At 73.4% G+C, this 23,060-nt stretch carries 17 protein-coding genes; 9 read left to right on the forward strand and 8 right to left on the reverse strand.

Annotated elements, in window-relative coordinates; genetic code table 11:
* The first annotated feature begins 64 nt into the window (after positions 1-64).
* Positions 65-1,765: a cholesterol oxidase substrate-binding domain-containing protein gene (locus tag ACN28C_RS21895; protein WP_422769410.1), complete on the forward strand. Its 1,701-nt coding sequence runs from the start codon at positions 65-67 to the stop codon at positions 1,763-1,765.
* 121 nt (positions 1,766-1,886) lie between these two features.
* On the opposite strand, the gene ACN28C_RS21900 is transcribed toward ACN28C_RS21895, so the two are convergent.
* The 5 genes from ACN28C_RS21900 to ACN28C_RS21920 form a co-directional block, all read right to left on the reverse strand.
* The gene (locus ACN28C_RS21900) at positions 1,887-2,708 is read right to left on the reverse strand and encodes an inositol monophosphatase family protein (RefSeq protein WP_422769411.1); all 822 of its coding nucleotides are present in this window, start codon (positions 2,706-2,708) and stop codon (positions 1,887-1,889) included.
* Between the two features lie 143 nt (positions 2,709-2,851).
* Positions 2,852-4,321: an NADH-ubiquinone oxidoreductase-F iron-sulfur binding region domain-containing protein gene (locus ACN28C_RS21905; RefSeq protein WP_422769412.1), complete on the reverse strand. Its 1,470-nt coding sequence runs from the start codon at positions 4,319-4,321 to the stop codon at positions 2,852-2,854.
* The gene (locus ACN28C_RS21910) at positions 4,318-6,222 is read right to left on the reverse strand and encodes a hypothetical protein (protein WP_422769413.1); all 1,905 of its coding nucleotides are present in this window, start codon (positions 6,220-6,222) and stop codon (positions 4,318-4,320) included. Before ACN28C_RS21910 ends, ACN28C_RS21905 begins: the two co-directional genes overlap by 4 nt.
* Positions 6,223-6,403: 181 nt before the next feature.
* Positions 6,404-6,529, reverse strand: a complete 126-nt coding sequence (locus ACN28C_RS21915; RefSeq protein ID WP_421493018.1) for an MFS transporter small subunit — start codon at positions 6,527-6,529, stop codon at positions 6,404-6,406.
* Positions 6,526-8,076 carry an OFA family MFS transporter gene (locus tag ACN28C_RS21920; RefSeq protein ID WP_422774759.1) on the reverse strand — a complete coding sequence of 517 codons (1,551 nt, stop codon included), beginning with the start codon at positions 8,074-8,076 and terminating at the stop codon, positions 6,526-6,528. The genes ACN28C_RS21915 and ACN28C_RS21920 overlap by 4 nt, the downstream gene beginning before the upstream one ends.
* Positions 8,077-8,690: 614 nt before the next feature.
* Here ACN28C_RS21920 and ACN28C_RS21925 point away from each other — a divergent pair.
* Complete coding sequence (locus ACN28C_RS21925; protein ID WP_422774760.1) at positions 8,691-11,075, forward strand: phosphoketolase family protein; 2,385 nt, start codon at positions 8,691-8,693, stop codon at positions 11,073-11,075.
* 30 nt (positions 11,076-11,105) lie between these two features.
* Here the strand turns inward: ACN28C_RS21925 and ACN28C_RS21930 are convergent, their stop codons facing one another.
* Complete coding sequence (locus ACN28C_RS21930; RefSeq protein WP_422769414.1) at positions 11,106-12,248, reverse strand: acetate/propionate family kinase; 1,143 nt, start codon at positions 12,246-12,248, stop codon at positions 11,106-11,108.
* Between the two features lie 271 nt (positions 12,249-12,519).
* Here ACN28C_RS21930 and ACN28C_RS21935 point away from each other — a divergent pair, with 271 nt between their 5' ends.
* The 3 genes from ACN28C_RS21935 (at position 12,520) to ACN28C_RS21945 (ending at position 17,243) form a co-directional block, all read left to right on the forward strand.
* Positions 12,520-15,228 (forward strand): GNAT family N-acetyltransferase, encoded by a 2,709-nt coding sequence (locus ACN28C_RS21935; protein WP_422769415.1) that lies wholly within the window; start codon positions 12,520-12,522, stop codon positions 15,226-15,228.
* Positions 15,229-15,351: 123 nt separating this feature from the next.
* A complete protein-coding gene (locus tag ACN28C_RS21940) occupies positions 15,352-15,519 on the forward strand; it encodes a hypothetical protein (RefSeq protein ID WP_422769416.1) in 168 nt (55 codons plus the stop codon).
* A 53-nt stretch (positions 15,520-15,572) separates the two neighbouring features.
* Complete coding sequence (locus ACN28C_RS21945) at positions 15,573-17,243, forward strand: GAF domain-containing protein (RefSeq protein WP_422774761.1); 1,671 nt, start codon at positions 15,573-15,575, stop codon at positions 17,241-17,243.
* Positions 17,244-17,281: 38 nt separating this feature from the next.
* Here the strand turns inward: ACN28C_RS21945 and ACN28C_RS21950 are convergent, their stop codons facing one another.
* Complete coding sequence (locus ACN28C_RS21950; RefSeq protein ID WP_421493013.1) at positions 17,282-17,920, reverse strand: response regulator; 639 nt, start codon at positions 17,918-17,920, stop codon at positions 17,282-17,284.
* Positions 17,921-18,110: 190 nt separating this feature from the next.
* Here ACN28C_RS21950 and ACN28C_RS21955 point away from each other — a divergent pair, with 190 nt between their 5' ends.
* The 4 genes from ACN28C_RS21955 to ACN28C_RS21970 all read left to right on the forward strand — a co-directional run bounded on the left by ACN28C_RS21955 (position 18,111) and on the right by ACN28C_RS21970 (position 21,412).
* Positions 18,111-19,139 (forward strand): Acg family FMN-binding oxidoreductase, encoded by a 1,029-nt coding sequence (locus ACN28C_RS21955; RefSeq protein WP_422769417.1) that lies wholly within the window; start codon positions 18,111-18,113, stop codon positions 19,137-19,139.
* Between the two features lie 271 nt (positions 19,140-19,410).
* Positions 19,411-19,881, forward strand: coding sequence for a hypothetical protein (locus ACN28C_RS21960; RefSeq protein ID WP_422769418.1), 471 nt, complete (start codon positions 19,411-19,413; stop codon positions 19,879-19,881).
* Positions 19,882-19,935: 54 nt separating this feature from the next.
* Positions 19,936-20,388 (forward strand): YbhB/YbcL family Raf kinase inhibitor-like protein, encoded by a 453-nt coding sequence (locus ACN28C_RS21965; RefSeq protein WP_422769419.1) that lies wholly within the window; start codon positions 19,936-19,938, stop codon positions 20,386-20,388.
* 52 nt (positions 20,389-20,440) lie between these two features.
* Positions 20,441-21,412 carry a GNAT family N-acetyltransferase gene (locus ACN28C_RS21970; protein ID WP_422769420.1) on the forward strand — a complete coding sequence of 324 codons (972 nt, stop codon included), beginning with the start codon at positions 20,441-20,443 and terminating at the stop codon, positions 21,410-21,412.
* Positions 21,413-21,462: 50 nt separating this feature from the next.
* On the opposite strand, the gene ACN28C_RS21975 is transcribed toward ACN28C_RS21970, so the two are convergent.
* Entirely contained in the window at positions 21,463-23,037 is a 1,575-nt protein-coding gene (locus ACN28C_RS21975; protein ID WP_422769421.1) for a glycoside hydrolase family 43 protein, read from the reverse strand.
* Between the last annotated feature and the right edge of the window lie 23 nt (positions 23,038-23,060).

Consider the following 23,060-nt stretch of genomic DNA (forward strand, 5'->3'; position numbering starts at 1 on the left):
ACGACTCCGGGGTAAGGCGCGGTCACCTCACGCAGAGGTCCTTCACCGAGCAGAGGGGATCGAGATGGCTCTCACCCGACGCGGCTTCCTGGAAGCGTCCGCCGTGACGGCAGTCGGCACACTCTGGACGCCGGGTGGCCGGCAGGCGCCGCCGGACTTCCCGGCAGGCATACCGGTCGAGCGCGAGGCGTACCGCAACTGGGCCGGCGAAATCCAGGCCGACGGGGTCTGGACCTGCACGCCCCGGACCCCGGCGGACGTGGTGACCGTGGTCAACTGGGCGTACCGGCACCGCTACGCGGTCCGGGCCCGGGGCTACCGGCACACCTGGGCACCGCTGACCGTCCCGGCCGACGGCAGCGCCGGGCGGACCATCCTGGTGGACACCACCCGGCACCTCACCGCGATGTCGGTGCTCTCCACGGCACCGGGGGCGGCAGCGGTGCGCGTGCAGACCGGCGCCGCGATGGAGGACCTCCTCGCCCTCCTGGAGCAACACGGGCTCGGCGTGACCAACACGCCCGCCCCCGGGGACCTGAGCGTCGGCGGGGTGCTGGCGATCAACGGCCACGGCACCTCCGTGCCGGCCGACGGCGAGACCCGGGAGCCCGGGCACACCTACGGCTCGCTGAGCAACCTCATCCTCTCCGTCACCGCCGTCGTCTGGGACCCGGCGGCCGGCAGCTACCTGCTGCGTACCGTCGATCGGGCCGACCCGGAGTGCACGGCGCTGCTCACGCACGTCGGCCGGGCTCTCGTCACCGAGGTGACGCTGCGGGTCGGCGCCAACCAGCACCTCCGCTGCGTCAGCCGGGTCGACATACCGGCCGCGGAACTCTTCGCCCCGGCCGGCAGCGTCGGCCGCACCCTGGCCAGCTACGTGGCGGCGGCGGGCCGGGTGGAGGCGATCTGGTTCGCCTTCACCGACCGGCCCTGGCTGAAGGTCTGGAGCGTCAGCCCCGACCGGCCGCTGACCTCCCGACCGGTGACGACCCCCTACAACTACCCGTTCTCCGACAACGTGCCGGAGCCGGTCTCCGAACTGGCCGAGCAGTTGCTCGGCGGTGCCTGGGAGCTGGCGCCGACGTTCGGGCGGGTGCAGTACACCACCGCCGCCGCCGGGCTGACCGGCACGCTCGCCACCGACCTGTGGGGGCCGTCGAAGAACCTGCTGCTCTACGTCAAGCCGACGACGCTGCGGGAGACCGCCAACGGCTACGCGGTGCACACCGCCCGTTCCTCCCTGCAACGGGTGGTGCACGAGTTCGCCCGGTTCTACCAGCGGCAGCTCGCCGCGTACCAGGCCCGGGGCGAGTTCCCGGTCACCGGCCAGGTGGAGATCCGGGTCGCCGGGCTGGACCGGGCCGGCGACGTCGGCGTACCCGGGGCGGAGCCACCGGCGCTCTCCGCCGCGCGGCCCCGGGCCGACCGTCCGGAGTGGGACACGGTCGTCTGGTTCGACGTGCTGACCTTCCCCACCGCACCGCGGGCGCACGCGTTCTACCGCGAGATGGAGACCTTCTTCTTCACCAACTACACCGGCTCGTACGCGGGCGCCCGGGTCGAGTGGTCGAAGGGCTGGGGCTACACCGACTCGGCCGCCTGGGCCGACCCGACCATGCTGACCCGGACCGTCCCGGACTCCTACCGGCACGCGCCCGACCCGACCTGGGACCGGGCGGTCGGCACGCTCGACGACCACGACCCGCACCGGGTCTTCAGCAACGCCTTCCTCGACGTGCTGCTGGTCGCCGCCGGGCGGTGATCACCCGGCGGGCGCCGGATCGGGGGGCTCGCGGCAACGGGTTCACCGTGCCCGACCATGGCCGGCCGGGCTGAGCATCCGGTCCGGGTTGTTCGGCCCGGCGCGCCGCCCGGCCGGGCCGTCAGTCCGGTGCCGGGTTCCCGCCGGCGGTGAGCACCCGCAGTGCGGCGTCGTGCAGGGCGGGGGTCCGGGCGAAGAGCGCCGGTCCGGGCCCCGGCCGGGTCCGGCCGTCGAGGCCGGTGTACCGGCCGCCGGCCTCGGTCACGATCAGCGAGGTGGCGGCGAAGTCCCACACCTGTCCCCGGGTCTGCACGGCGATGTCCAGCTCGCCCCGGGCCACCAGCAGCGCGGCGTGGGTGCGCCACGGGAGCGAGGTGGTGACCGCCCGCAGCGGGGCGATCATCTCCTCCTCGGCCGGGTAGACGTGCTCGTCCGGCGGCACCACGCCGAGCCGGCCGCCGGAGAGCGGCGGCACCGGTCCGAGGGTGCTGTCGAGGCGCCGGGCCCCGCCGTCGGAGAACTCCGGGCCGGCGGGGAGCTCCGCCTCGTACGCTCCGCCGCCCCGCCGGGCCCACCAGATCCGGCGCTGCGCCGGCACCGCCGCGACCCCGACGACGATCTCGCCGGCTTCCTCCAACGCCACCAGCACCAGCCACCGGTCGTCTCCGGCGACGAACTGCGCCGTCCCGTCGATCGGGTCGATGATCCAGCGCCGGTCGCCACCGCCGGTCTGCCCCACCTCCTCGCCGAGGATCGCGTCGTCGGGGCACGCCCCGGCCAGGACCTCGCGGATCACGGCCTCGACGGCCCGGTCGGCCTCGGTCACCAGGCTGCCGTCCGACTTCTGCTGCCGGGCGAGCCGGTCGAGGTCCGCCGCGTACCGCAGCCCGACCGCGGCGCCCGCCAGCGTGGCGCGGCGGGCAAGATGAAGATCGTCTTCCACGGCTCCATCCTCACCCGCGCCGCCGACCGGAAAGCCGCCGGGGGGCGAGAACGACCGGAAGGACCGCTTGCCGTCCGGCAAACGCCGGGAGGGGTCGCCGTAGCGTACGGCGACACCGAATGGTCGGGGGTACCGCGTCCGGCTCAGCCGTTGGCCGGGGTCATCCGCAGCGCCAGGTTAGGGCACATGCGTACCGCCTTGCTCGCACTCGCCTCCAGCCAGGTCGGCACCGGCGTCGAGGGAAACGACGGGAAGCCGTTGGAATCGAGCCGGATGAACTCCGGAGCCACGTGGGCGCAGAGGCCGTGCGCGTCGCACCGGGACCAGTCGACGAGCAGCTTCGAGGTCGGGGCGTCGGCGTCGCTGGGCAGGCCGAGGACCCCCTTCACCTTCCTGCCGCAGGTGCCCTTGGTGGCGTGCACCTCCAGGTCCGCAGTGAAGATCTCCAGGGCGGAGATGGCGAACCGGGCGGTGCCGTCCGGATGGCTGCACGCGCCGCGTCCCTTCACCGCGCCGGCCGCCGCCCGGACCACCTCGGCGGTGGCACTGCCGCCGACGATCAGATCCAGCGACCGGGCCAGGTCCGGCAGGCCGAGCCGGCACGGCCCGCACTGGCCGGCCGACTCACCGGCGAGGTACGTCACCACCTGGGCGGCCTCGCCGAGCGGGCAGACCTCGGCGCTGAGCGGCATGATGATGCCGGCACCGAGCGAACCACCCACCTTGGCGAACCCGGCCCGGGACACCTCGGCCGTGGCGGCACTCTCCGCGCTGATCCACTGACCGTGGTAGCCGCCGGTGAGCACGCCCGGCCCCTCCGGCGTCTCGCAGAGTTCGAGCACGTCCCGCAGGGGGATGCCGGTCGGGCACTCCACCACGGCGGGCCGGCCGGCGGCCCCGGTCACGGTGAGCAGCACCGTCCCGGGCTCGTCGGGGGTGCCGACGGTGCCGTACTCGTACGGGCCGAGCCGGGCGGCCAGGGCGAGCTGGGCGTACGTCTCGGCGTTGGAGAGCAGTGTCGGCAGGCCGCCCACCCCGGTGTCGCTGGCCCGGACCTTGCGCCCCGGCGGGATGTGCGCCTCGCCGTTGATTCCGCGCACCAGCGCACCACCCTCACCGGAGATGAACCGGTGCGGGACGGTGACGATGCCGGTGCGTACCGGCATCCGCCGCTCGGCGAGCGCGGCGGTCAGCGACGCCTCGCCGATGCCGTCGTCGGCGACACCGATGACGATCTCGTCGGCGTCCAGGGCGTACGCGGCGATCGCGGCCCCGTCGAGGATCAGGTGCGGCGCGCGGGTGAGCAGCGCCTTGTCCTTCCAGGCGCCGGGTTCGCCCTCGGTGGCGTTCACCACCACCACGGTCGGCAGGTCCTGGCGGTCCGCAGACTCCAGCACGGCGCGGAACTTCCGGCCGAACGGGAAGCCCGCGCCGCCCTTGCCCTTGAGCTCGATCCCCTCGACCAGCCGGAGCAGGCCCTTGGGGGAGAGCGGGTTGACGGCGCCGTGCACCATCTCGTGCGCGGTCAGGTCGAGCCGGCCGAACTCGTCGAATCCGGCCGTGAGCCGGGGTTCGCCGAAGCAGGCGACCGGGGGTACGGCGGTCAGACTCACCGCACTTCACCTTTCAGACTGGTCCAGTACGCGCCCTCCTCGGCCGTCTCGTCCGCGTCCTTGCGCCGGGAGGACCGGCTGGACGACTCGTCGGACCGGCGGGACCGGCGGGCGGAGAGGTCGATCAGGGCAGGTTTCTCGTCGTCGTCATCGTCGTCGTCGGCCCGGGAGACGAGGCCGGGTTCGTAGCGGGCGGCCCGGCCCCACTCGCCGGTGCTCTCCTCGTCGTCGGCGTCGCGGCCACGGCCGTGCCGTCCGGAGCGTTCGGTGGACCGCTCCGCCGCCGGCTCCTCGTCGTCGGCGCGCCGTCGCCGGCCGGCCCGGGTCGCGCCGGTCGTCGGCTCGTCGTCGGGCTCCCGCCACGACCGCCGCCCCGAGCCGTCGGTCTCCCGGCGGGAACGCCGGCCCTCGCCGGTCTCCGGATCCTCGCGGTCGTCCGACGCGTCGTCCCAGGCGCGCGGCCTGCGGTACATCGCGTCGTCCGAGGCGTGCCGGGCCCGCTCCCGCTGCTCCTCCGACGTCTCGGCCGCCCAGCGCCGTGGGCTGTCCCAGGGCAGCTCGGGATCACCGCCGCCGTCGCGGTCCGCGCCCGCCGACATGCTGCCGGGTGGTGGCACCTCGGGCACGGCGAACCGGTCGGACCGGCTCCGGGGCGCGTACGTGCTGTCGAGTTCACCGGCCCGCGCCCAGGCGTCGATGGCCGCCTCGGAGCCGCCGCGCAGGTCGCTGAGGTTCTCCCGGCGGCGTCGTCCGCCGCCCTGGGTGTCGTCGGCGCGGCCGCCGAAGGTGTCGCGGTCGTCCCGGCCGCCGAAGGTGTCGCGGTCGTCCCGGCCCGTCCGGATCCTCGACTCGTCGCGCCGGCCGCCCAGGGTATCCCGGTCCTCCCAACGGCTGTCCCGGCGGCTGCTGCGCCGACCGGCGAAGGTGTCCTCCTCCCACCGGCTGCGTCGGCTGCTCCGCCCGCCCTCCCGGCCCGGGGAGTTCGCCCGACTGGCCCGGATCTCGTCGGCGGTCCGGCGCTTGGCCGGGGCGGTGGAGGCGGTCCGACCCGGGGCGCCCGGCCGACCGGGCTTGCCCGGCCTGCCCGGCTTGCCGGACCTGCCGGACGGGGCGAGCGAGGGGATGCTCGGGCCCTGCTCGTCGCGCTTGCGGCCGAGCGTGACAGACAGCCGTACACCCAGCAACGCCACCACGATGGCGACGCAGCCGAGATAACTGAGAGTGACCCAAGTGGCTGCGGCCCGACCGGCCTGGAGGCCGTGCACGATCGCGATCGGCCAGGCGGCGTACGAGAGGCTGTGCAGCGTACGCCACAGCCACGGCTTGCCGACCCCGGCGAAGCGGGCCCGGACCAGGCCGGTCCAGAGCACGCCCACCATCATCGCCCCGGCGACGGTGCCGAGCCCGACGTAGACGTTGGCGCCGTTGACGAACGGAAGGAATGCCTTGTCGGCGCTGACGTGCCCGGCGGAAATCTTGGTCAGCACGTGCAGGACCAGGCAGAAGACCGCGATGATGCCGAGCGAGCGGTGTGCCGACTGGAGCAGCACCCGGTGCCGGATCAGCAGCACGATCCGGTCGGTCGCCACCAGGCCGACCATCACGGTGATGCTCAGCGCGACCAGGGTGGCCGGCCCGGCGAAGAACGTCGTGAACACGAACATGTAGGCGTTGAGCAGGCCGCCGATCGGGCTCAACATCGCCGCCGCCCAGACCACGGCCAGCGCCGAGACGACGAGCAGGGCGACCGCACCCCTCGGCCTGGGTGTGCTTCCCCGGCTGGTGAAGCTCTTGGGGATGCTGGCACGCTGAATCTGTCTCGTCCGGGCCATCTGCTCCTCGATCTTCCGCCTCGGCGCCCACCACCGCACCCCGCTGCCGGCTCGTCGCGCGACGAGCACGGCCGCCTATTGTGCCCCGTCCTGATCGCGCCACTCGGGCGGAGTCATACCGCCGTCCGTCGATCGACGGCGGTCCGACCCCCATCAGGTACGGGAAAACAGGCCGGGGGGATGAGTCCCGTGCCGATTATGTTTCACGATCGGTGGAGTTGGCTCCCCCCGGGGGGTGGGCAATCCGGGTTCAATTGGTGAAGAGCCGCGCCGCGGTGATGACGGTCTGTACGACGCCGTAGCCCAGCAGGGCCGCGACCAGCAGCCAGGAGATCCAGAGTCGGCCGGACTGGCCGCGCGGTTGGTGCCCGGTCATCGGGAAGTGCTCCTCTCGGCATCCGTATCCGCAGCCGTATCCGCAGCCGCAGCCGCAGCCGCAGCCGCAGCCGTATCGGCCGGACCGCCGGCCGGCTCGGTGCGAGGCGTCGTTCCGGCGCTCGTGACGGCGGTCGTGTCGGCCCGGTCACCGGCTGTCGCGTCCGGCGCCGCGCCGCCCCCCGCCGCGGCGGTCTCGTGGAATTGTTCCGGCACCGGGCGGATGAGCAGGTTCGCCACGAACCCGATGGCGAGCACGCCGACCATGGTGAACAGTGCCGGCTGGTATGCGGAGGCGGTCAGGGTGCCCGGTTCGCCCTGCGCGTCCAGGAAACCGTTGATGATCAGCGGTCCGGCGATGCCCGCGGCCGACCAGGCGGTCAGCAACCGGCCGTGGATCGCGCCGACCTGGAAGGTACCGAACAGATCCCGCAGGTACGCCGGCACGGTGGCGAAGCCGCCGCCGTAGAAGGAGAGGATGACGCAGGCCAGCACCACGAAGAGTGCGGTGGCGGCGGAGCCGACGAGCGCGAGCAGCGCGTACAGCACCATGCCGACACCGAGATAGACCAGGTAGATCGGCTTGCGGCCGATGACGTCCGAGGTGGACGACCAGACGAATCGACCGACCATGTTGAACAGCGACAGCAGCCCGACGAACCCACCGGCCGCGGCGATGGTGACGCTCGACGTCGCACCGTCCCGGAAGAAGTCCTGGATCATCGGGCTGGCCTGCTCGAGGATGCCGATCCCGGCGGTGACGTTGCAGAACAGCACGATCCAGAGCAGCCAGAAGGCGCGGGTGCGGATGGCGTTCGACGCCGAGACGTGTGCCGTGGTCACCAGCGGCCTGGTGGCCACCGTACGCGGGTCGAAGCCGGCCGGACGCCAACCCGGCGCCGGCACCCTGACGTTGACCACGCCGAACATCATGATGGCGAAGTAGCCGAGCCCGAGGGTGACGAAGAGCCCGACCAGCGCTCCGCCGGAGGCGACCGAGCCGGAGTTGCCGGGGTCGTAGTTGGGGTCGTAGAGCGAGAGCAACTGCCGCGAGATTGGGCTGGCCAGCATCGCGCCGCCGCCGAAGCCCATGATCGCCAGGCCGGTGGCCAGCCCGGGACGGTCCGGGAACCACTTGATCAGCGTGGAGACCGGAGAGATGTACCCGATGCCGAGACCGATGCCGCCGAGGAAGCCGTAGCCGAGGTAGACCAGCCAGAGCTGCCCGGTCGCGATGCCGAGCGCGCCGACGAGAAAGCCGGCCGCCCAGAAGCACGCCGAGACGAACATGGCCTTGCGTGGCCCGTTCGACTCCACCCAGGTCCCGCCGACCGCCGCCGAGAGGCCGAGCATCACGATGGCGATGCTGAAGATGATCCCGATCGCCGTCTGGCTCGCGTCGAAGTGCGCGATGAGCGAGTTCTTGTAGACGCTTGTCGCGTACGCCTGGCCGATGCAGAGGTGCACGGAGAGCGCGGCGGGCGGGATCAGCCAGCGGCTGTATCCGGGCGGTGCGACGGTGTGCTGGTGGTCGAGTGCGGAGAGCAGCGGCACGACGTACCTCGCATCCGGGCAGGGCGGTACGCGGCGACAGAGCGTGCACCAGGAGGGTGCCGGGCACGGTCCGCGCCGAGGGTGCCGCCGGAGCTTGTACTTCCGCCGGGAACCTACGCCCGGAAGCGGCGCCTATCGATCATCGACGGTCCGCCGGATCGCCCGACGGTCGATCCCCTGAGACGAACGGGCGCCCGTATACCGTAGGCGGTCGGCACTGTGCGGCGTGTCGGTTTCTGGGTGGCGTTCGGCTCGGGTGGCGTTCGGCTCGTCGGAGCGAGCCGGACACTCACCGATTCCGGCGACCGGGCCTGCCGTCGACCCGGGTCGAAGGTCCCGGGGTGGATGGACCTCGGACCGGTCGCACGAGGGAGCGGGCGGTCATACCGTGGAGGAGGCGGCCGGGGGCAACGGTGTGCCACCGCGGACGCCGCGCTCTGCGCCCGGCCGGGACGCGTGGGCTTCGCCCCGGCCCGCCGTCGCCGTCGCCGCCAACGACGCCGACGCCGACGCCGACGCCGACGAAATCATGACCACGTACTCCTGCGGAGGGGCCGAGCGTGACAACGGTGACGAAAGAGCAGATCGGGACGGCGGACGACGTCGGGATCCCGCGTGTCCTGGCACACCCCGACGAGGCGGAACTCGCCCGGCTGGACGCGTGGTGGCGGGCGAACAACTACCTGACCGTCGGGCAGATCTACCTGCGCGGCAACCCGCTGCTGCGCGAGCCGTTGACCGCCGAGCACGTCAAGCCGCGGCTGCTGGGTCACTGGGGGACCAGCCCGGGCCTGTCGCTGATCTACGCGCACGTCTCGCGGCTGATCCGGCTCACCGGGCAGCAGGCGATCTATCTCACCGGGCCGGGGCACGGCGGGCCGGCGCTGGTGGCGGCCGGCTATCTCGAGGGCACCTACAGCGAGATCTACCCGGACGTCTCCCAGGACGACGCCGGGATGCTCCGGCTCTTCCGGCAGTTCTCCAGCCCCGGCGGGATCCCCAGCCACGTCTCCGTGACGACCCCCGGCTCGATCCACGAGGGCGGCGAACTCGGCTACGTCCTCGTGCACGCCTTCGGCGCCGTGATGGACAACCCCGACCTGCTCGCCGTCGCGGTGGTCGGTGACGGCGAGGCGGAGACCGGGCCCCTGGAGGGGTCATGGAAGGGCATCTCGTTCATCAACCCGGCCCGGGACGGCGCCGTGCTGCCGGTCCTGCACCTCAACGGTGCGAAGATCGCCGGCCCGACCGTGCTGGCCCGCAAGGACCCGGCCGAGGTCCGGGCGCTCCTCGAGGGGCACGGCTACCAGGTGATCGAGGTCGACGCGGAGGACCTGCCCGGCTCGCACCACCGCTTCGCGGCGGCGCTCGCCGGAGCCTGGAGCCGGATCCGGGCCATCCAGCGGTCGGCCCGGGACGGAAGCTGGGACGGCAGCCGGCCGCGGTGGCCCCTGATCGTCCTGCGCTCGCCGAAAGGCTGGACCGGCCCGGACGAGGTCGACGGGGTGCAGGTCAGCGGGAGTTGGCGGTCGCACCAGGTGCCGCTCTCCGGAGTCCGGGACAATGCCGAGCACCTGGCGATCCTGGAACGCTGGCTGCGTTCGTACCGGCCGGAGGAGCTCTTCGACGGCGCCGGCGCGCCGGTCGCCGCCGTCCGCGAGCTGCCGCCCGCCGGAGACCTGCGGATGAGCGCCTCCCCGCACGCCAACGGCGGCCTGCTCACCCGCGACCTGGACCTGCCCGACTTCCGAGACTACGCGGTGGAGGTGCCGGCCCCGGCGAAGCTGCGCGCCGAGTCGACGCGCAGGCTTGGCGAGTTCCTCCGGGACGTCTACCGGCGCAACCCCGACACCTTCCGGCTCTTCTGCCCGGACGAGACCAACAGCAACCGGCTCGGCGCCGTCTTCGAGGTCTCCGACCGGGCCTTCATGGAGCGGGTCACCGACTCCGACGTGGCGCTGGGCCGGGACGGCCGGGTGATGGAGGTGCTCTCCGAGCACAACTGTCACGGCTGGCTGGAGGGGTACACGCTGACCGGCCGGCACGGCATGTTCGCCACCTACGAGGCGTTCGCGATGGTCAGCGCCTCCCAGACGGTGCAGCACGGCAAGTGGCTCCAGGAGGCGACGCACCTGCCGTGGCGGGCGAAGGTGCCGAGCATGAACATCCTGCTCACCTCGACGGCGTGGCGCAACGACCACAACGGCTTCTCACACCAGGGCCCCGGGCTGATCCAGGTGGTGCTCACCCAGCGTGGCGACATCGCCCGGATCTACCTGCCGCCGGACGCCAACTGCCTGCTCTCGGTCGCCGACCACTGTCTCCGGTCGCGTTCCTACATCAACCTCGTCGTCATCGACAAGCAGCCCCAGTTGCAGTGGCTGTCGATGGCCGACGCGGTCGCGCACTGCGCCCAGGGCGCCGGGATCTGGGAGTGGGCCGGCACCGACGACGGCAGCAGCGACCCGGACATCGTGCTCGCCTGCGCCGGTGACGTCGTCACCATGGAGACCGTCGCCGCCGCGCAGATCCTCCGGGAGCGGCTGCCCGGGCTGAAGGTCCGGGTGGTCAACGTCGTCGACCTGATGACCCTGATCCGGCCGAGGGACCACCCGCACGGGATGAGCCCGACGCTCTTCACCGAGCTCTTCACCGACACCGTCGACGTGGTCTTCGCCTTCCACGGCTATCCCGGAGCCGTCCACCAGCTCGTGCACGGCCGGCCCGACGCCGACCGGTTCCGGGTGCGCGGCTTCGTCGAGCAGGGCACCACCACGACGCCGTTCGACATGACCGTACGGAACCGGGCATCCCGCTACCACCTGGTGCTGGACGCAATCAACAACGCCCGGCGGCTGCCCCGGGGCGCGGCGGAGCTGAGCCGCTGGTGCGAGCAGCAGCTCGCCCGGCACGCGGCGTACGTGGTGGAGCACCTGGAGGACATGCCGGAGGTCCGGGACTGGTCCCTCGGCGACTGGGCGCAACGGGGCTGAGCCGGCGGCGCAACGGGGCTGAACCGGCGGTCAGCCCCGGCCTGGACGCGGAATGGTCGCGGCCGTCTCCTCGACGATGCCGCGTTCCTCGTCCGTGGGGACGACGCAGACGGCGACCCGGCCGGTTTCCGGAGAGATGACCCGGGCCGGGGCGCCGGAGGCGTTGCGGGACGGGTCGACGGTGATGCCCAGCGCGGTCAGGCCGGCCAGGCTCCGGCTCCGGACGGCCGGGCTGTGCTCCCCGACACCGGCGGTGAAGACGACCGCGTCGAGCCGGCCGAGCACCGCCTGGTAGGCGCCGACGTACTTGCGGATCCGGTAGCAGTAGCTAGCCACGGCGTGTTCCGCCGCCTCGTCCCCGCGCTCGGCACGGGCGAGTACGCCGCGCATGTCGTTCTCCCCGGAGAGTCCGAGCAGCCCGCTGCCGTGCTGGTACAGCTCCTCGATCCGGTCCAGCGGCAGGCCGGCCCGGGCCAGGTGGAAGACCACCGCCGGGTCGATGTCGCCGGTCCGGGTGCCCATCACCAGACCCTCCAGCGGCGTCATCCCCATCGAGGTGTCGACGCCGCGCCCGCCGGCCACCGCCGTGGCGCTCGCCCCGTTGCCGAGGTGCAGCACGACCATGTTGAGGTCGGGCAGCGGACGGCCCAGCAGCGTGGCGGTGGCGGCGGTCACGTACCGGACGGAGATGCCGTGGAAGCCGTACCGGCGGATGCCGTAACGGGCGGCGGTCTCCCGGTCGAGCGCGTAGCCGCTCGCCTCCGGCGGCATGCCGGCGTGGAACGCGGTGTCGAAGACGGCCACCTGGGGGACGCCCGGCAGCGCCCGGCGGGCGGCCCGGATCACGGCGAGCCCCGGCGGGTTGTGCAGCGGCGCCAGCGCGGAGAGTTCCTCGATCGAGGCCAGCACGGCGTCGTCGATAAGGGTCGGGCGGTGGAACCGGGCGCCGCCGTGCACCACGCGGTGGCCGACCGCGGCGGGCGGCGGGTGGTGCCGTGCCAGGTCGTCGAGGACCCGGGCGACCGCCTCGGCGTGGTCGGCGACGGGTGCGCCGGGCTCACCGATGCGCGGCACACTGCCGGCGGCGAGCCGCGCACCGCCGCGCAGCAGCGCGTACTTCAGTGACGACGAGCCCGCGTTGAGGGCCAGGATCGGCGCGGTCGGTGGATGCACGGTTACGCGATCATACTCATTCCGGCGACCCACGCCCTCCTGGACGGCGACCCGCAGCACGCCCTCGTCGATCGAGAGCACCCGCCGCACCATGTCTCCGGAGATCTTTGCCCGGTGCACACCTCACGCCAGGCCTCCCGGGCGGTCGGAGCAGGGCCGACCGGCCCACCGAAGCCGGGCGTTCCGGCCCTGCCCGCCGGGGCGGCGATCGGGTCTGCTGGAGAAGGACCAGCCGCCCGCTGGTCGACCGGAGCGACTGGGGGTACTCGACGTGTTCGTGCAGGCCACACCCGGCGCCGACGCGCTCACCATCGACGGCGGAATCGTACGGATCCGCCCCGTCACGCCGCAGGACCGGGATCGGCTGATCGAGCTCTACCGGCGCAGCTCGCCGGAGAGCCTGCGGATGCGGTTCTTCGTCGTACCCGGCGAGCAGACGATCACCGCCGAGGTCGACCGGCTCTGCCGGCCACCGTCACCCGCCGGGCACGGTGCAGTGCTCGCGGAGGCGGGCGGCCAGCTCGCCGGGGTCGCCTCCTACGAGGTCGGCGACGGCGGCGCCGGGGCCGAGTTCGCCGTCTTCGTCACCGACGCGCACCGCGACCGGGGGATCGGCACGCTGCTGCTGGAGTACCTGCGGGCCGTCGCCGGTACGGCGGGCGTGACCGAACTGCACGGTGACGTGCTGCCGGCGAACGCCGCGATGCTCCGGGTCGCGGCGGGCCTGACCGGGCGGGCCGGTTCCCGGATCGAGGACGCGGTGCTCGCCGTCGGCCTGCCCACCGACGTCACCGAGGCCGAACTCGGTGCCGCCGACGCCCGCGACCGGGTGGCGGAGCGCGCCTCGCTGCGCCCGCTGCTCGCGCCCCGGTCGGTGGCGGTGGTCGGCGCGGGACGCAGGCCGGGCGGCATCGGTCACGAGACACTGCGCAGCCTGCTCCGATACAACTTCACCGGCCGGGTCTACCCGGTCAACCCGCACGCCACGGAGGTCTGCGGGCTGCCCGCCCATCCGAGTCTGTCGGCGTTGCCGGAACCGGTGGACCTGGCCGTCGTCGCGGTGCCCGCACCGGCGGTGGTCGACACGGTCCGGGACGCGGCGGCGGCCGGGGCCCGGTCGGCCGTGGTGCTGACCTCCGGCCTCGGCGAGGGTGGTGCCGCCGGCCGCAGCGCGCAGCGGGAACTGGTGGAGGTCGCGCGGGCACACGGGATCCGGCTGGTCGGGCCGAACTGCATCGGCGTGGTGAACACCGATCCGGCGGTACGGCTCGCCGCCGCGTTCGCCCCCGTGCTACCGCCCGCCGGCGGGCTTGGCGTCGCCTCGCAGTCCGGTGCGGTCGGCATCGCGCTGCTGGAGCACGCCGAGCGGGCCGGCTGCGGGCTCTCCAGCTTCGTCTCGCTCGGCAACAAGGCCGACGTCAGTGGTAATGACCTGATCGCATACTGGTACGACGATCCGGCGACCCGCGCGGTCGCCCTGTATCTCGAGTCCTTCGGCAACCCCCGCCGGTTCGCCCGGCTGGTACGCGGCCTGGCGCGGCGCAAGCCGGTGCTCGCGGTCAAGAGCGGCCGATCCATCGCCGGCCAGCGGGCGGGCGCCTCGCACACCGCCGCCGCAGCGGCCCCGGACAGCACCGTCAGCGCCCTCTTCGCCCAGGCCGGGGTGATCCGGCTGGAGACCCTCGGCGACCTGATGGACACCGCCCGACTCGTCACCGACCAGCCGCTTCCGGCCGGTGACCGGCTCGGCGTCATCGGCAACGCCGGTGGCGTCAACGTGCTGGCCGCCGACGCCGCGGACGGGGCCGGACTGCGGGTCGCTCCGCTCACCCCGGCGCTGCGGGAGCGGCTGCGCGCCGTGCTCCCGCCGCTCTCCGGGGACGACAACCCGCTCGATCTCGGCGCGGGAGCCAGCCCGGCGGCGTTCGCGGAGGCGGTCCGCACGGTAGCGGCGAGTGGTGAGGTCGACTCCCTGCTCCTGGTGGTCGCCGCGACCCGGGCCAACGACGTGCCGGCGATGCTGGCATCCGTCGCCCCGGTCCTGGACGCGACACCCGAGCTGACCGCCACCGTCGTCGTGCTCGGCCTGGCCGAGCCGCCCGCCACGGTGGGGAACCGTGGCGTTCCGGTCTTCGACCTGCCGGAGCGCGCCGTGCGGGCGATCGGTCAGGCGGCCTGGTACGCCGGCTGGCTGCGGCAGCCGGGCGGCAGCACGCCGCCGAGGGTGACGGGCGTGGAACGCGGGCGGGACCTGTTGCGCGAGGCGCTCGCGGCGGGTCCGGGGTGGCAACCGTACGACCGGACGGCGGAGATCCTCGGCGCCTACGGCGTACCGGTGGTGCCGGCGGTCCGGGTCGACGCCGTCGAGGAGGCGGTCGCCGCCGCCGAATCGCTCGGCTACCCGGTCGCGTTGAAGGTCGCCGACCCGGACCTGGTGCACAAGAGCGACGTGGGCGGTGTGGCGCTCAACCTGGCCGACCCGGAGCAGGTGCGGAGGGCGTATCCGGGGGTGGCCGCGGCGGCCGGTCCGGGTGGACCGGTGCTGGTGCAGCCGATGCGGCGGGGTCAACTGGAACTGGTGGCCGGCGTGGTGCACGACACGCAGTTCGGCTCGCTGGTCATGGTGGGCCTCGGTGGCGTACACACCGACCTGCTCGGTGACCGCGCGCTGCGGTTGACCCCGGTGACCGACCTGGACGCCGGCCGGATGTGGCGGTCGCTGCGGGCGGCGCCGCTGTTGACCGGATACCGGGGTGCACCGCCGGTCGACACCGGCGCCGTGGAGGACCTGCTCTGCCGGCTCGGCCACCTCGCCGAGGATCTGCCCGAGGTGGCCGAACTCGACCTCAATCCGGTGATGGTCGGCCCGGACGGCGTGGCAGTGGTCGACGCCAAGCTGCGGATCGCCCCGGTGGGGGCCGAACCCGACGGCATCCTGCGGCAGTTGCGGGCCGCGGGAGCGCCGGTCGGCGAGAGTTGACCGCCGCCCGGCCGGCCGTGGGGTCGGGCGTGGGCGGTCGGGCGTGGGCGGTCGGGCGTGGACGGGACGGCGGCAGGGCGGTCGTCGGCCGTCGGCCGGTGGTGGAAGGGGGTGCAGGCGGACATGCGGATGCTCGTGCTCGCCGACCCGGTGACCGCGCTCTGTCACGCGGTGGCACCCGCCGACGACCTCCAGTCCACGGCGGGCCGGCAGAGGTCTGCCCGCGGCGCCGCAGCAACCGTGATCGGGCCTGCCGGCAAGCCCTGGCACGGCGATAACATCGCGCGGTGACCGAACAGCAGTCGCCGTCCGCCGGGCCTGGCTTCACGGCTCCCTCGCTGGGCATCACGCCGCTGTCCCGGGTCCGGCTCGACGAGCTGCTCCACGAGGTGCTGGACCGGGTCGGCGAGGTGGTCACCAGCCGGGAGCGGTTGCGGGCGCTCCTCACGGCGGTGGTCGGAATCAGCACCGACCTCGACCTGCACAGCACCCTGGACCGGATCGTGGCCGCGGCCTGCCGGCTCGCCGACGCCCGGTACGCCGCGCTCGGCGTCATCGGGCCCGACCGCCAGCTGAACGAGTTCATCACCCACGGCATCGATCCGGAGACACACGCCCGGATCGGGGACCTGCCGCACGGCCGGGGCGTCCTCGGCCTGCTCATCGCGGACCCCCGCCCGGTGCGGATGCCGGACATCACCACACACCCGCAGTCGTACGGTTTCCCGCCCAACCATCCGCCGATGCACAGCTTCCTCGGGGTGCCCGTCCGCATCCGTGACCAGGTGTTCGGCAATCTCTACCTGGCGGAGAAGCAGGGTGCGGCGGAGTTCACCGACGACGACGAGGAGATCGTCGTCGCGCTCGCGGCCGCCGCCGGGGTGATCATCGAGAACGCCCGGCTCTTCGCGGTGGCGCACCGGCGCGAGCGCTGGCTCGCCGCCGCCGCCGAGATCACCGGGGTGTTGCTGGGTGAGGTGCGTCGCACCGACGCGCTGCGGCTGATCGCCCGGCGGGCCCGCGAGGTCGCGGAGGCGGATGTCGCCATGGTGCTGCTCTACGACGAGGAGGCCGGCCAGTTCACGGTCGAGGTCGCCGACAGCGACGCCGCCGTCGACGACCTGGTCGGCGTGGTGCTGGCCGCCGACGACACCGCGTTCGTCGAACCGGTGAGCCGCCGCCGGCAGGCCGTGGTGGAGAGCCTGGCCAAGGCGGCGCCCTGGCCGCTGGCGGTCGGCGTCGGCCCGGGGTTGGTCTCCCCGCTGATCGCGGGGAACGCCCTGCACGGCGTACTCGTCGTCGGCTATCCCAGCGGGCAGCAGGCGGGAACCGACGTCGAGGGCACCCTGCTCGCCACCTTCGCCGGGCAGGCCGCACTCGCCCTGGAGCGGGCACGCGCGCAGGAGGAGCGGGAGCTGCTGGTGGTCCTGGAGGACCGCGAGCGGATCGCCCGCGACCTGCACGACGTGGTGATCCAGCGGCTCTTCGCGATGGGGCTCCAGTTGCAGACGGTGGCGCCACTGGCCGGGCGGCCGGACGTGCGGCAGCGGCTCAACGCCACCGTCGACGATCTCGACTCCACCATCCGCGACATCCGGCAGGCGATCTTCGAGTTGCGTACGCCGATGGCCGCGGCGCTGCGCACCGAGATCCGGGACCTGGTGGCGGGTGCCGCCGGGGCGCTGGGATTCCGGCCGGTGCTGGAGATCTCCGGGCCGGTGGACAGCGCGGTGCCCGACGGCACCCGCCCCGATCTGCTCGCGGTGCTCGGCGAGGCGCTGTCGAACGCCGTCCGGCACGCGCGAGCCGGCCAGGTGACGGTCGTCGTCGAGGTACGCGACGGCGAGCTCTGCGTGCGGGTGACCGACGACGGCGTCGGCACCGATCCGGCGCAGGCCCGCAGCGGCCTGGTCAACCTGCGGGAACGCGCGGAGCGGCACGGCGGCACGTTCGAGATCGGCCGGACCGAGCCGACCGGCACCGCGCTCGTCTGGCGGGTGCCGCTGCGCGACTGACCTTCTCGCGTGGCGGTCGGTGCCGCCGTCCCCCCGGGTCAGTGGCGTTCGCCGAGCAGCCGGGTGGCCAGCACCGCCGCCTGGGTACGCCGCTCGAGGCCGAGCTTGGCCAGCAGGCTGGAGACGTAGTTCTTCACCGTCTTCTCGGCGAGGAACATCCGGCCGGCGATCTCCCGGTTGGTGAGCCCTTCCGCCACGTACTCCAGGATCCGGCGCTCCTGCTCGGTCAGCGACTGGAACTCGCGGGGCTGCTCGACGCCGCTGCGGATGCGGTCCAGCACCCGTGCGGTGACCGCCGGGTCCAGCAGCGACTGGCCGGCGGCCACCCGGCGGACCGCGTCGACCAGGTCGGTGCCACGGATCTGCTTGAGGACGTAACCGGCGGCGCCGGCCATGATCGCCGCGAAGAGTGCCTCGTCGTCCTCGTACGAGGTCAGGATCAGTCCCTTGATCGTGGAGTCGACCGCCCGCACGTCCCGGCACACGTCGATGCCGTTGCCGTCCGGCAGCCGGGCGTCCAGGATCGCCACGTCCGGGCGGAGTGCCGGGATGCGGCGGGCCGCCTCCTGCGCGGAGCTGGACTCGCCGACAACCTCGATATCACCGTCGCTCTGCAGCAGGCCTGCCAGGCCGCGTCGGACCACCTCGTGGTCGTCGAGCAGGAAAACTCGAATCACCCTTCCTTCCTATCCGGCCGGCGGCCGGGGTGACAGGGCCGAAGGTCCCTAACGCCGGGTCCGCCGGTAGGGGGAATGCGGCCCGGTGCCCCGGGACGTGCGGCCCTGCCGCCGTGCCCCGGCGGCGGTGCACCGTATTCATGCAGGGAGGGGCGAGGTTCATGCAGGGGAGCGGACGAGGAGGAGTCTCATGATCATCAAGCCGAGCGCCGTACCGGCGGTCGCCGACGAGTCCGTCGTGCCCGCTGCCGAGGCCCGCGCCGCGTTCGAGGCCGCCGCCACGTACGCGCTGCTGGCGCCCTCGGTGTTCAACACCCAGCCGTGGCGCTGGCGGATCGGGCCCGGTGCCGTGCTGACGCTGCGGGCCGACCGCGCCCGGCAGGTCCGGAGCGTCGACCCGGACCGGCGGCTGCTGCTGGTGAGTTGTGGGGCCGCCCTGCATCACGCCAGACTGGCCCTTGCCGTGGCCGGATACCGCACCAAGGTCGTCCGCCTTCCGGACGCCACCGACCCGGATCTGCTGGCCGTCGTCACGGTGACCGGCCGGCAGGAGCCGGATCCGGAGCAGCGGCGGCAGCACGGTGCGGGAGAGCGGCGGCGCACCGACCGACGCGCCTTCGACGAGCGCAGCGTCCCCGAGACGACCCTGCGCCGGCTGCGCGAGGTGGTCGAGGCCGAGGGGGCCTACCTGCATCTGGTCCGGGACGACCAGATGCCGATGCTGTCGGTGGCGACCGCCAACGCCGCCGCCGCCGAGCTCGACGACCCGGCGTACCGGGCCGACCTTCGGCGCTGGACCAACCGCCCGCCCGGCAGCCGGGACGGGGTGCCGCCCGCCTCGGCGGTACGCCCGGCGCTGCGTCGGGTGCCGCTGCGCGAGCACGCCCTCGACGGTCTGGCCGGGCTGGAGGCGGGCGACGGCATGGACCGCGGCGCCACCTACGCCATCCTGTTCGGTCGTGGTGACGGCCCCGGTGAACTACTCACCGGCGGTGAGGCGCTCTCCGCGCTGCTGCTGCACGCCGTCGTGCAGGGCCTTGCCACCGCCCCGCTGACCGACCCGATCGAGCTGGAATGGCCGCGCTGGCTGCTGCGCAACCTGCTCGCGGACGTCGGTGAACCGTACGTGGTGGTCCGGCTGGGTTTCGTCGCCGACCCGAGCCCGCCGCCGCAGGTGCCCCGGCGCGACGCGGCGGACGTTGTCGAGTTCGCGGACTAACGGGCCAGCGCCGGAGACCACCGACAGATTCTCTCGTCTTAACAGCTGGAATCCTTTTTTCAGCAAGGGCGTGTCTCCAGCAAGGCGTGCTGATCGGCAGCTACGAGCCGGCGGGCGAGATCGTCCTCGGCCCGTTCGGGCAGGGCTGACCGGGAACCTGGCGGTGCCGGCACCGCACCGGCAGGTTCACCGGTCGGGAGCGGTCCGGTGTGCGACGCGACTATCCGGGTAGGCGGGCCGGGACAGCCGCACCGGCAGAGCGGAGCGACCGATGAACGTGTCCCATCTTCCGCTGCGCGCCGCGATCGGCGCCTTTGTCCTGAATTCCGGGCTCTCGAAGTGGAACCTGGAGGGCGAGGCCGCAGAGGGCATGCACGGGATGGCCGTCGGCGCGATTCCGCCGCTCCGGCGTATCGGACCGGGGCAGTTCGCCCGGTTGCTGGCCGGAACCGAAGTGACCCTCGGCAGCGCCCTGCTGCTGCCGCTCATCCCGTCCGCCCTGGTCGGCCTCGGGCTGGTCGGTTTCGGCGGTGGCCTGCTCCGGTTGTACTGGGCGACCCCCGGCATGCACGAGCCCGGCAGTGTCCGGCCGACCCAGCAGGGTGTGCCGATCGCCAAGGACAGCTGGCTGGTCGGCGCCGGCCTGACCCTGCTCCTCGACGACCTGTTCGGGCGGATGGCCGGCAAGGGCCGCGGGGCGGGGCGGCGGAGCAGGCGGCGCGGTGCCAAGTGCCGCGGCTGACCGTGCCGCGACCGGCGTGGGACGGGACGGCGACTCTCGAGGAAGGGCGACGCCATGGCAGGAATCCTGATGCGCAGCCAGGCCTTCAACGACCACGACCGGTTGCCGGACCGGTTCTCGCGGGACGGCGGCAACGTCTCGCCACCTCTGGAATGGTCGGACATCCCGGCGGAGGCGACCGAGTTGGTCCTGCTCGTCGAGGACCGGGACGCGGGAAGGACACCGTTCCTGCACTGGCTCGTGACAGGAATCGAGGCGACCTCCGGCGGTGTTTCCGAGGGCGAGAACCCGCCCGGCGGCCGGGCCTGGCCGAACGGCTTCGGCACGGCGGGCTGGGGCGGCCCGCATCCGCCGATGGACGACGATCCGCACCGGTACTTCTTCCGGCTCTACGCGGTGAACCGTCCACTGGAGCTGCCCGGCGCCCCGCAGCCGCCCGACGTGCACGCCACGCTGCGGAAGCTCGAGCTGGCCAGCGGCAACATGGTCGGCACGTTCGCCCGCTGACCGGCGGATAATCCGGAGGCGGAGGTGACCGTCGGCGGGTTGGATGCTCGGCATGCGGTTGCCTCCCGGTTGGTCGGTGCGCCGGCCCGGCCTCGACGACGTGCCGGCGATCCTCGCCGTCGTACAGGCCAGCGACATCGCCGCCCTCGGCCATCCCGACTTCGGTGCGGACGACGTACGCGAGGCGTTGACCTCGCCGGACCTCGATCCGGAGCGGGACAGCTGGCTCGCGCTCGGGCCGGACGGCGAGGTGCGCGGCTGGTCCTATCTGGAGGACTCACACCGGGGTCCCCGGGAGACCGTCCAGGTGTACGTGCACCCGGAGCGGGGACTGCCGGCCCAGGTGCCGCTGCTGACGATGCAGCTCGCCCGCTCCGCCGAACGTGCCGCGGAGTTCGGCCACGCCGGGATGACCGTACGCGCCCTCGCGCTGCCCGGCGAGGAACGCTGGATCGGCGTCCTGCGTGACGCCGACTTCGCGCTCGTCAAGCGTTACGCCCGGATGCGCCGGTCGCTGGCCGGGGTGCCGGCCAGCCCACCGTCCCCGCCACCGGGGGTGCTGGTCCGGCCGGTGGTGGCGACCGACGACGCCGAGCTGCGCACCTTCCACCAGATCCTGGACTCCGCCTTCCGGGACACCCCGGACTACCAGCCGGCAAGCTACGAGCAGTGGCGTGCGCAGGTGGCCGCGCTGCCGAGCGTCGCCTGGGACGAGTGGTTCGTGGCGGAGATCGACGGCGAGCCGGTCGGCATCCTGCAATCCGCCGACCAGACCCTCGACCAGGCGGAGGGCTGGGTGAAACAGCTCGCGGTGCTGCGGGCGTACCGGCGCCGGGGCGTGGGCACGGCGCTGCTGGCCCGGGCCTTCGCGTGCTACGCCGGGAAGGGCCGGAGGTACGCCGGACTCGGCGTGGACCTGAGCAACCCGGTAGAGCCGGTCCGGCTCTACCGGTCGGTCGGAATGAGGCCGATCTACGAGGCGATCGTGTTCGAACGGAGCATCGCCGCCGCCAGCGACGGCTAGGGTGCCGGACGCTCCGGGCGGGCGCACTGTGCAGGCTCCGTGCGCGGAGGTCAGGCGTCGACCAGGTCGTCGACGACCTCGGCCCGGTCCAGGGAGCCGAGGAAGCGGCAGTCGTACCAGTCGACTCCGATCGCGTCGGCGGTGGCGTAGCAGCCGATCACCCGGCCGGTGAAGCCGCCGGCGACCTCGGTGGAGAGATAGCGCCCGTCGAGTTCGGCGAGGAGGACGAACTCGCCGTGCGGGGTCTCGTAGCCGAGCCGCACCATGTCCGGCTCCTGCCGGGGATGGTCCATGCCCGGCCCCGAGGACCACGTCTCGACGCGCAACACGACCGGGCCGGTGACCGGCCGGCTGTTGATCCGCTGGGCCAGCGGCCCGATCCGGGCCCGCACGCAGACCTCGCCGCCGCCGAGCTCCACCGCGTAGTGGTGCGCCTCGTCGAGGCGTACGGCCAGGCCGCCCCGGCCCACACCGGGGTCGACCATGGCGCGTACCCGGACGTCGTGCCGCTCCTGGCGGCGCCCCACGAAGGTCACGGCCGGGTCGTCGAGCGACCCGCCCCTGGCCCGCAGGGTCAGCCAGCCGGGGCGCTCGCGCAGCGAGACATCCTCCGGCGGGCGGCTCCGCAGGGAGATCCACCGGGGGTGCAGCTCGGCGGCGTCGAAGTCGTCCCGCGCCGACGCGGCACCCGTCGGCGCGGGGGACATGGCGGAGGTACGCGGCGCCGCGACGGTGGGCCCGATCACCGGCCAGCCGTCCGACCAGGTGACCGGGGCGAGGAAGGTCTCCCGGCCGAGCACGTGCCAGCCGGGTGTGCCGCCCCGGGTGCGTACCCCGAGGAAGACCAGCCACCACGAACCGTCCGCGGCCTGCACGAGATCGCCGTGCCCGGTGTTCTGGATGGCGTGGTCGGTGCTGCGGTGGCTGAGGATCGGGTTGGCCGGGCAGGGCTCGAACGGCCCGTCCGGGGCCGGGGCCCGGGCCACTGAGATGCCGTGACCACGCTCGGTGCCGCCCTCGGCAATCAACAGATACCAGGTGCCGTCGATCTGGTAGAGGTGCGGAGCCTCGGGTGCCTGCGCGCCCGGGGTGCCGGACCAGATCCGTTGCGGCCGGCTCAGCGCCGTCCCGGACAGCGGGTCGATCCGCAGTTGGTCGATGCCGGCGACGGTGCACCAGCAGGTCCCGCCGTCGTCCCAGGCGAGATCCGGGTCGATGCCTAGCACGTGGGGCAGGCGGACCGGCTCCGACCAGCAGCCGGCGGGATCCTCGGTGGTGACCAGCAGGGTGCCCCCGTGGGGCACGTTCGACGTGATCAACCAGAATCGGCCGGCGTGGTAGCGGAGGGTGGGCGCGTAGACCCCGCCGGAGGCGGGCGTGTTGGGTGGCAGGGCGAGCTGGCTGGGCCGGTCGAGGACGTTGCCGATCTGGGTCCAGCTCAGCAGATCGCGGCTGTGGAAGATCGGCACCCCGGGAAAGTATTCGAAGCTCGAACAGGCGAGGTAGTAGTCGTCGCCGGCCCGGCAGACACTGGGATCCGGATGGAAACCCGGGATGACCGGTTCGCCGGAGATCTCCATCAGAGTGGTGAGGCCGGGGTCGTGGCGGCGGGACGGGGCACCCACATAGACGATCCTCTCCGGCGTAA

Source organism: Plantactinospora sp. WMMC1484 (assembly GCF_049315195.1).
In the GTDB taxonomy this organism is placed as follows: domain Bacteria; phylum Actinomycetota; class Actinomycetes; order Mycobacteriales; family Micromonosporaceae; genus Plantactinospora.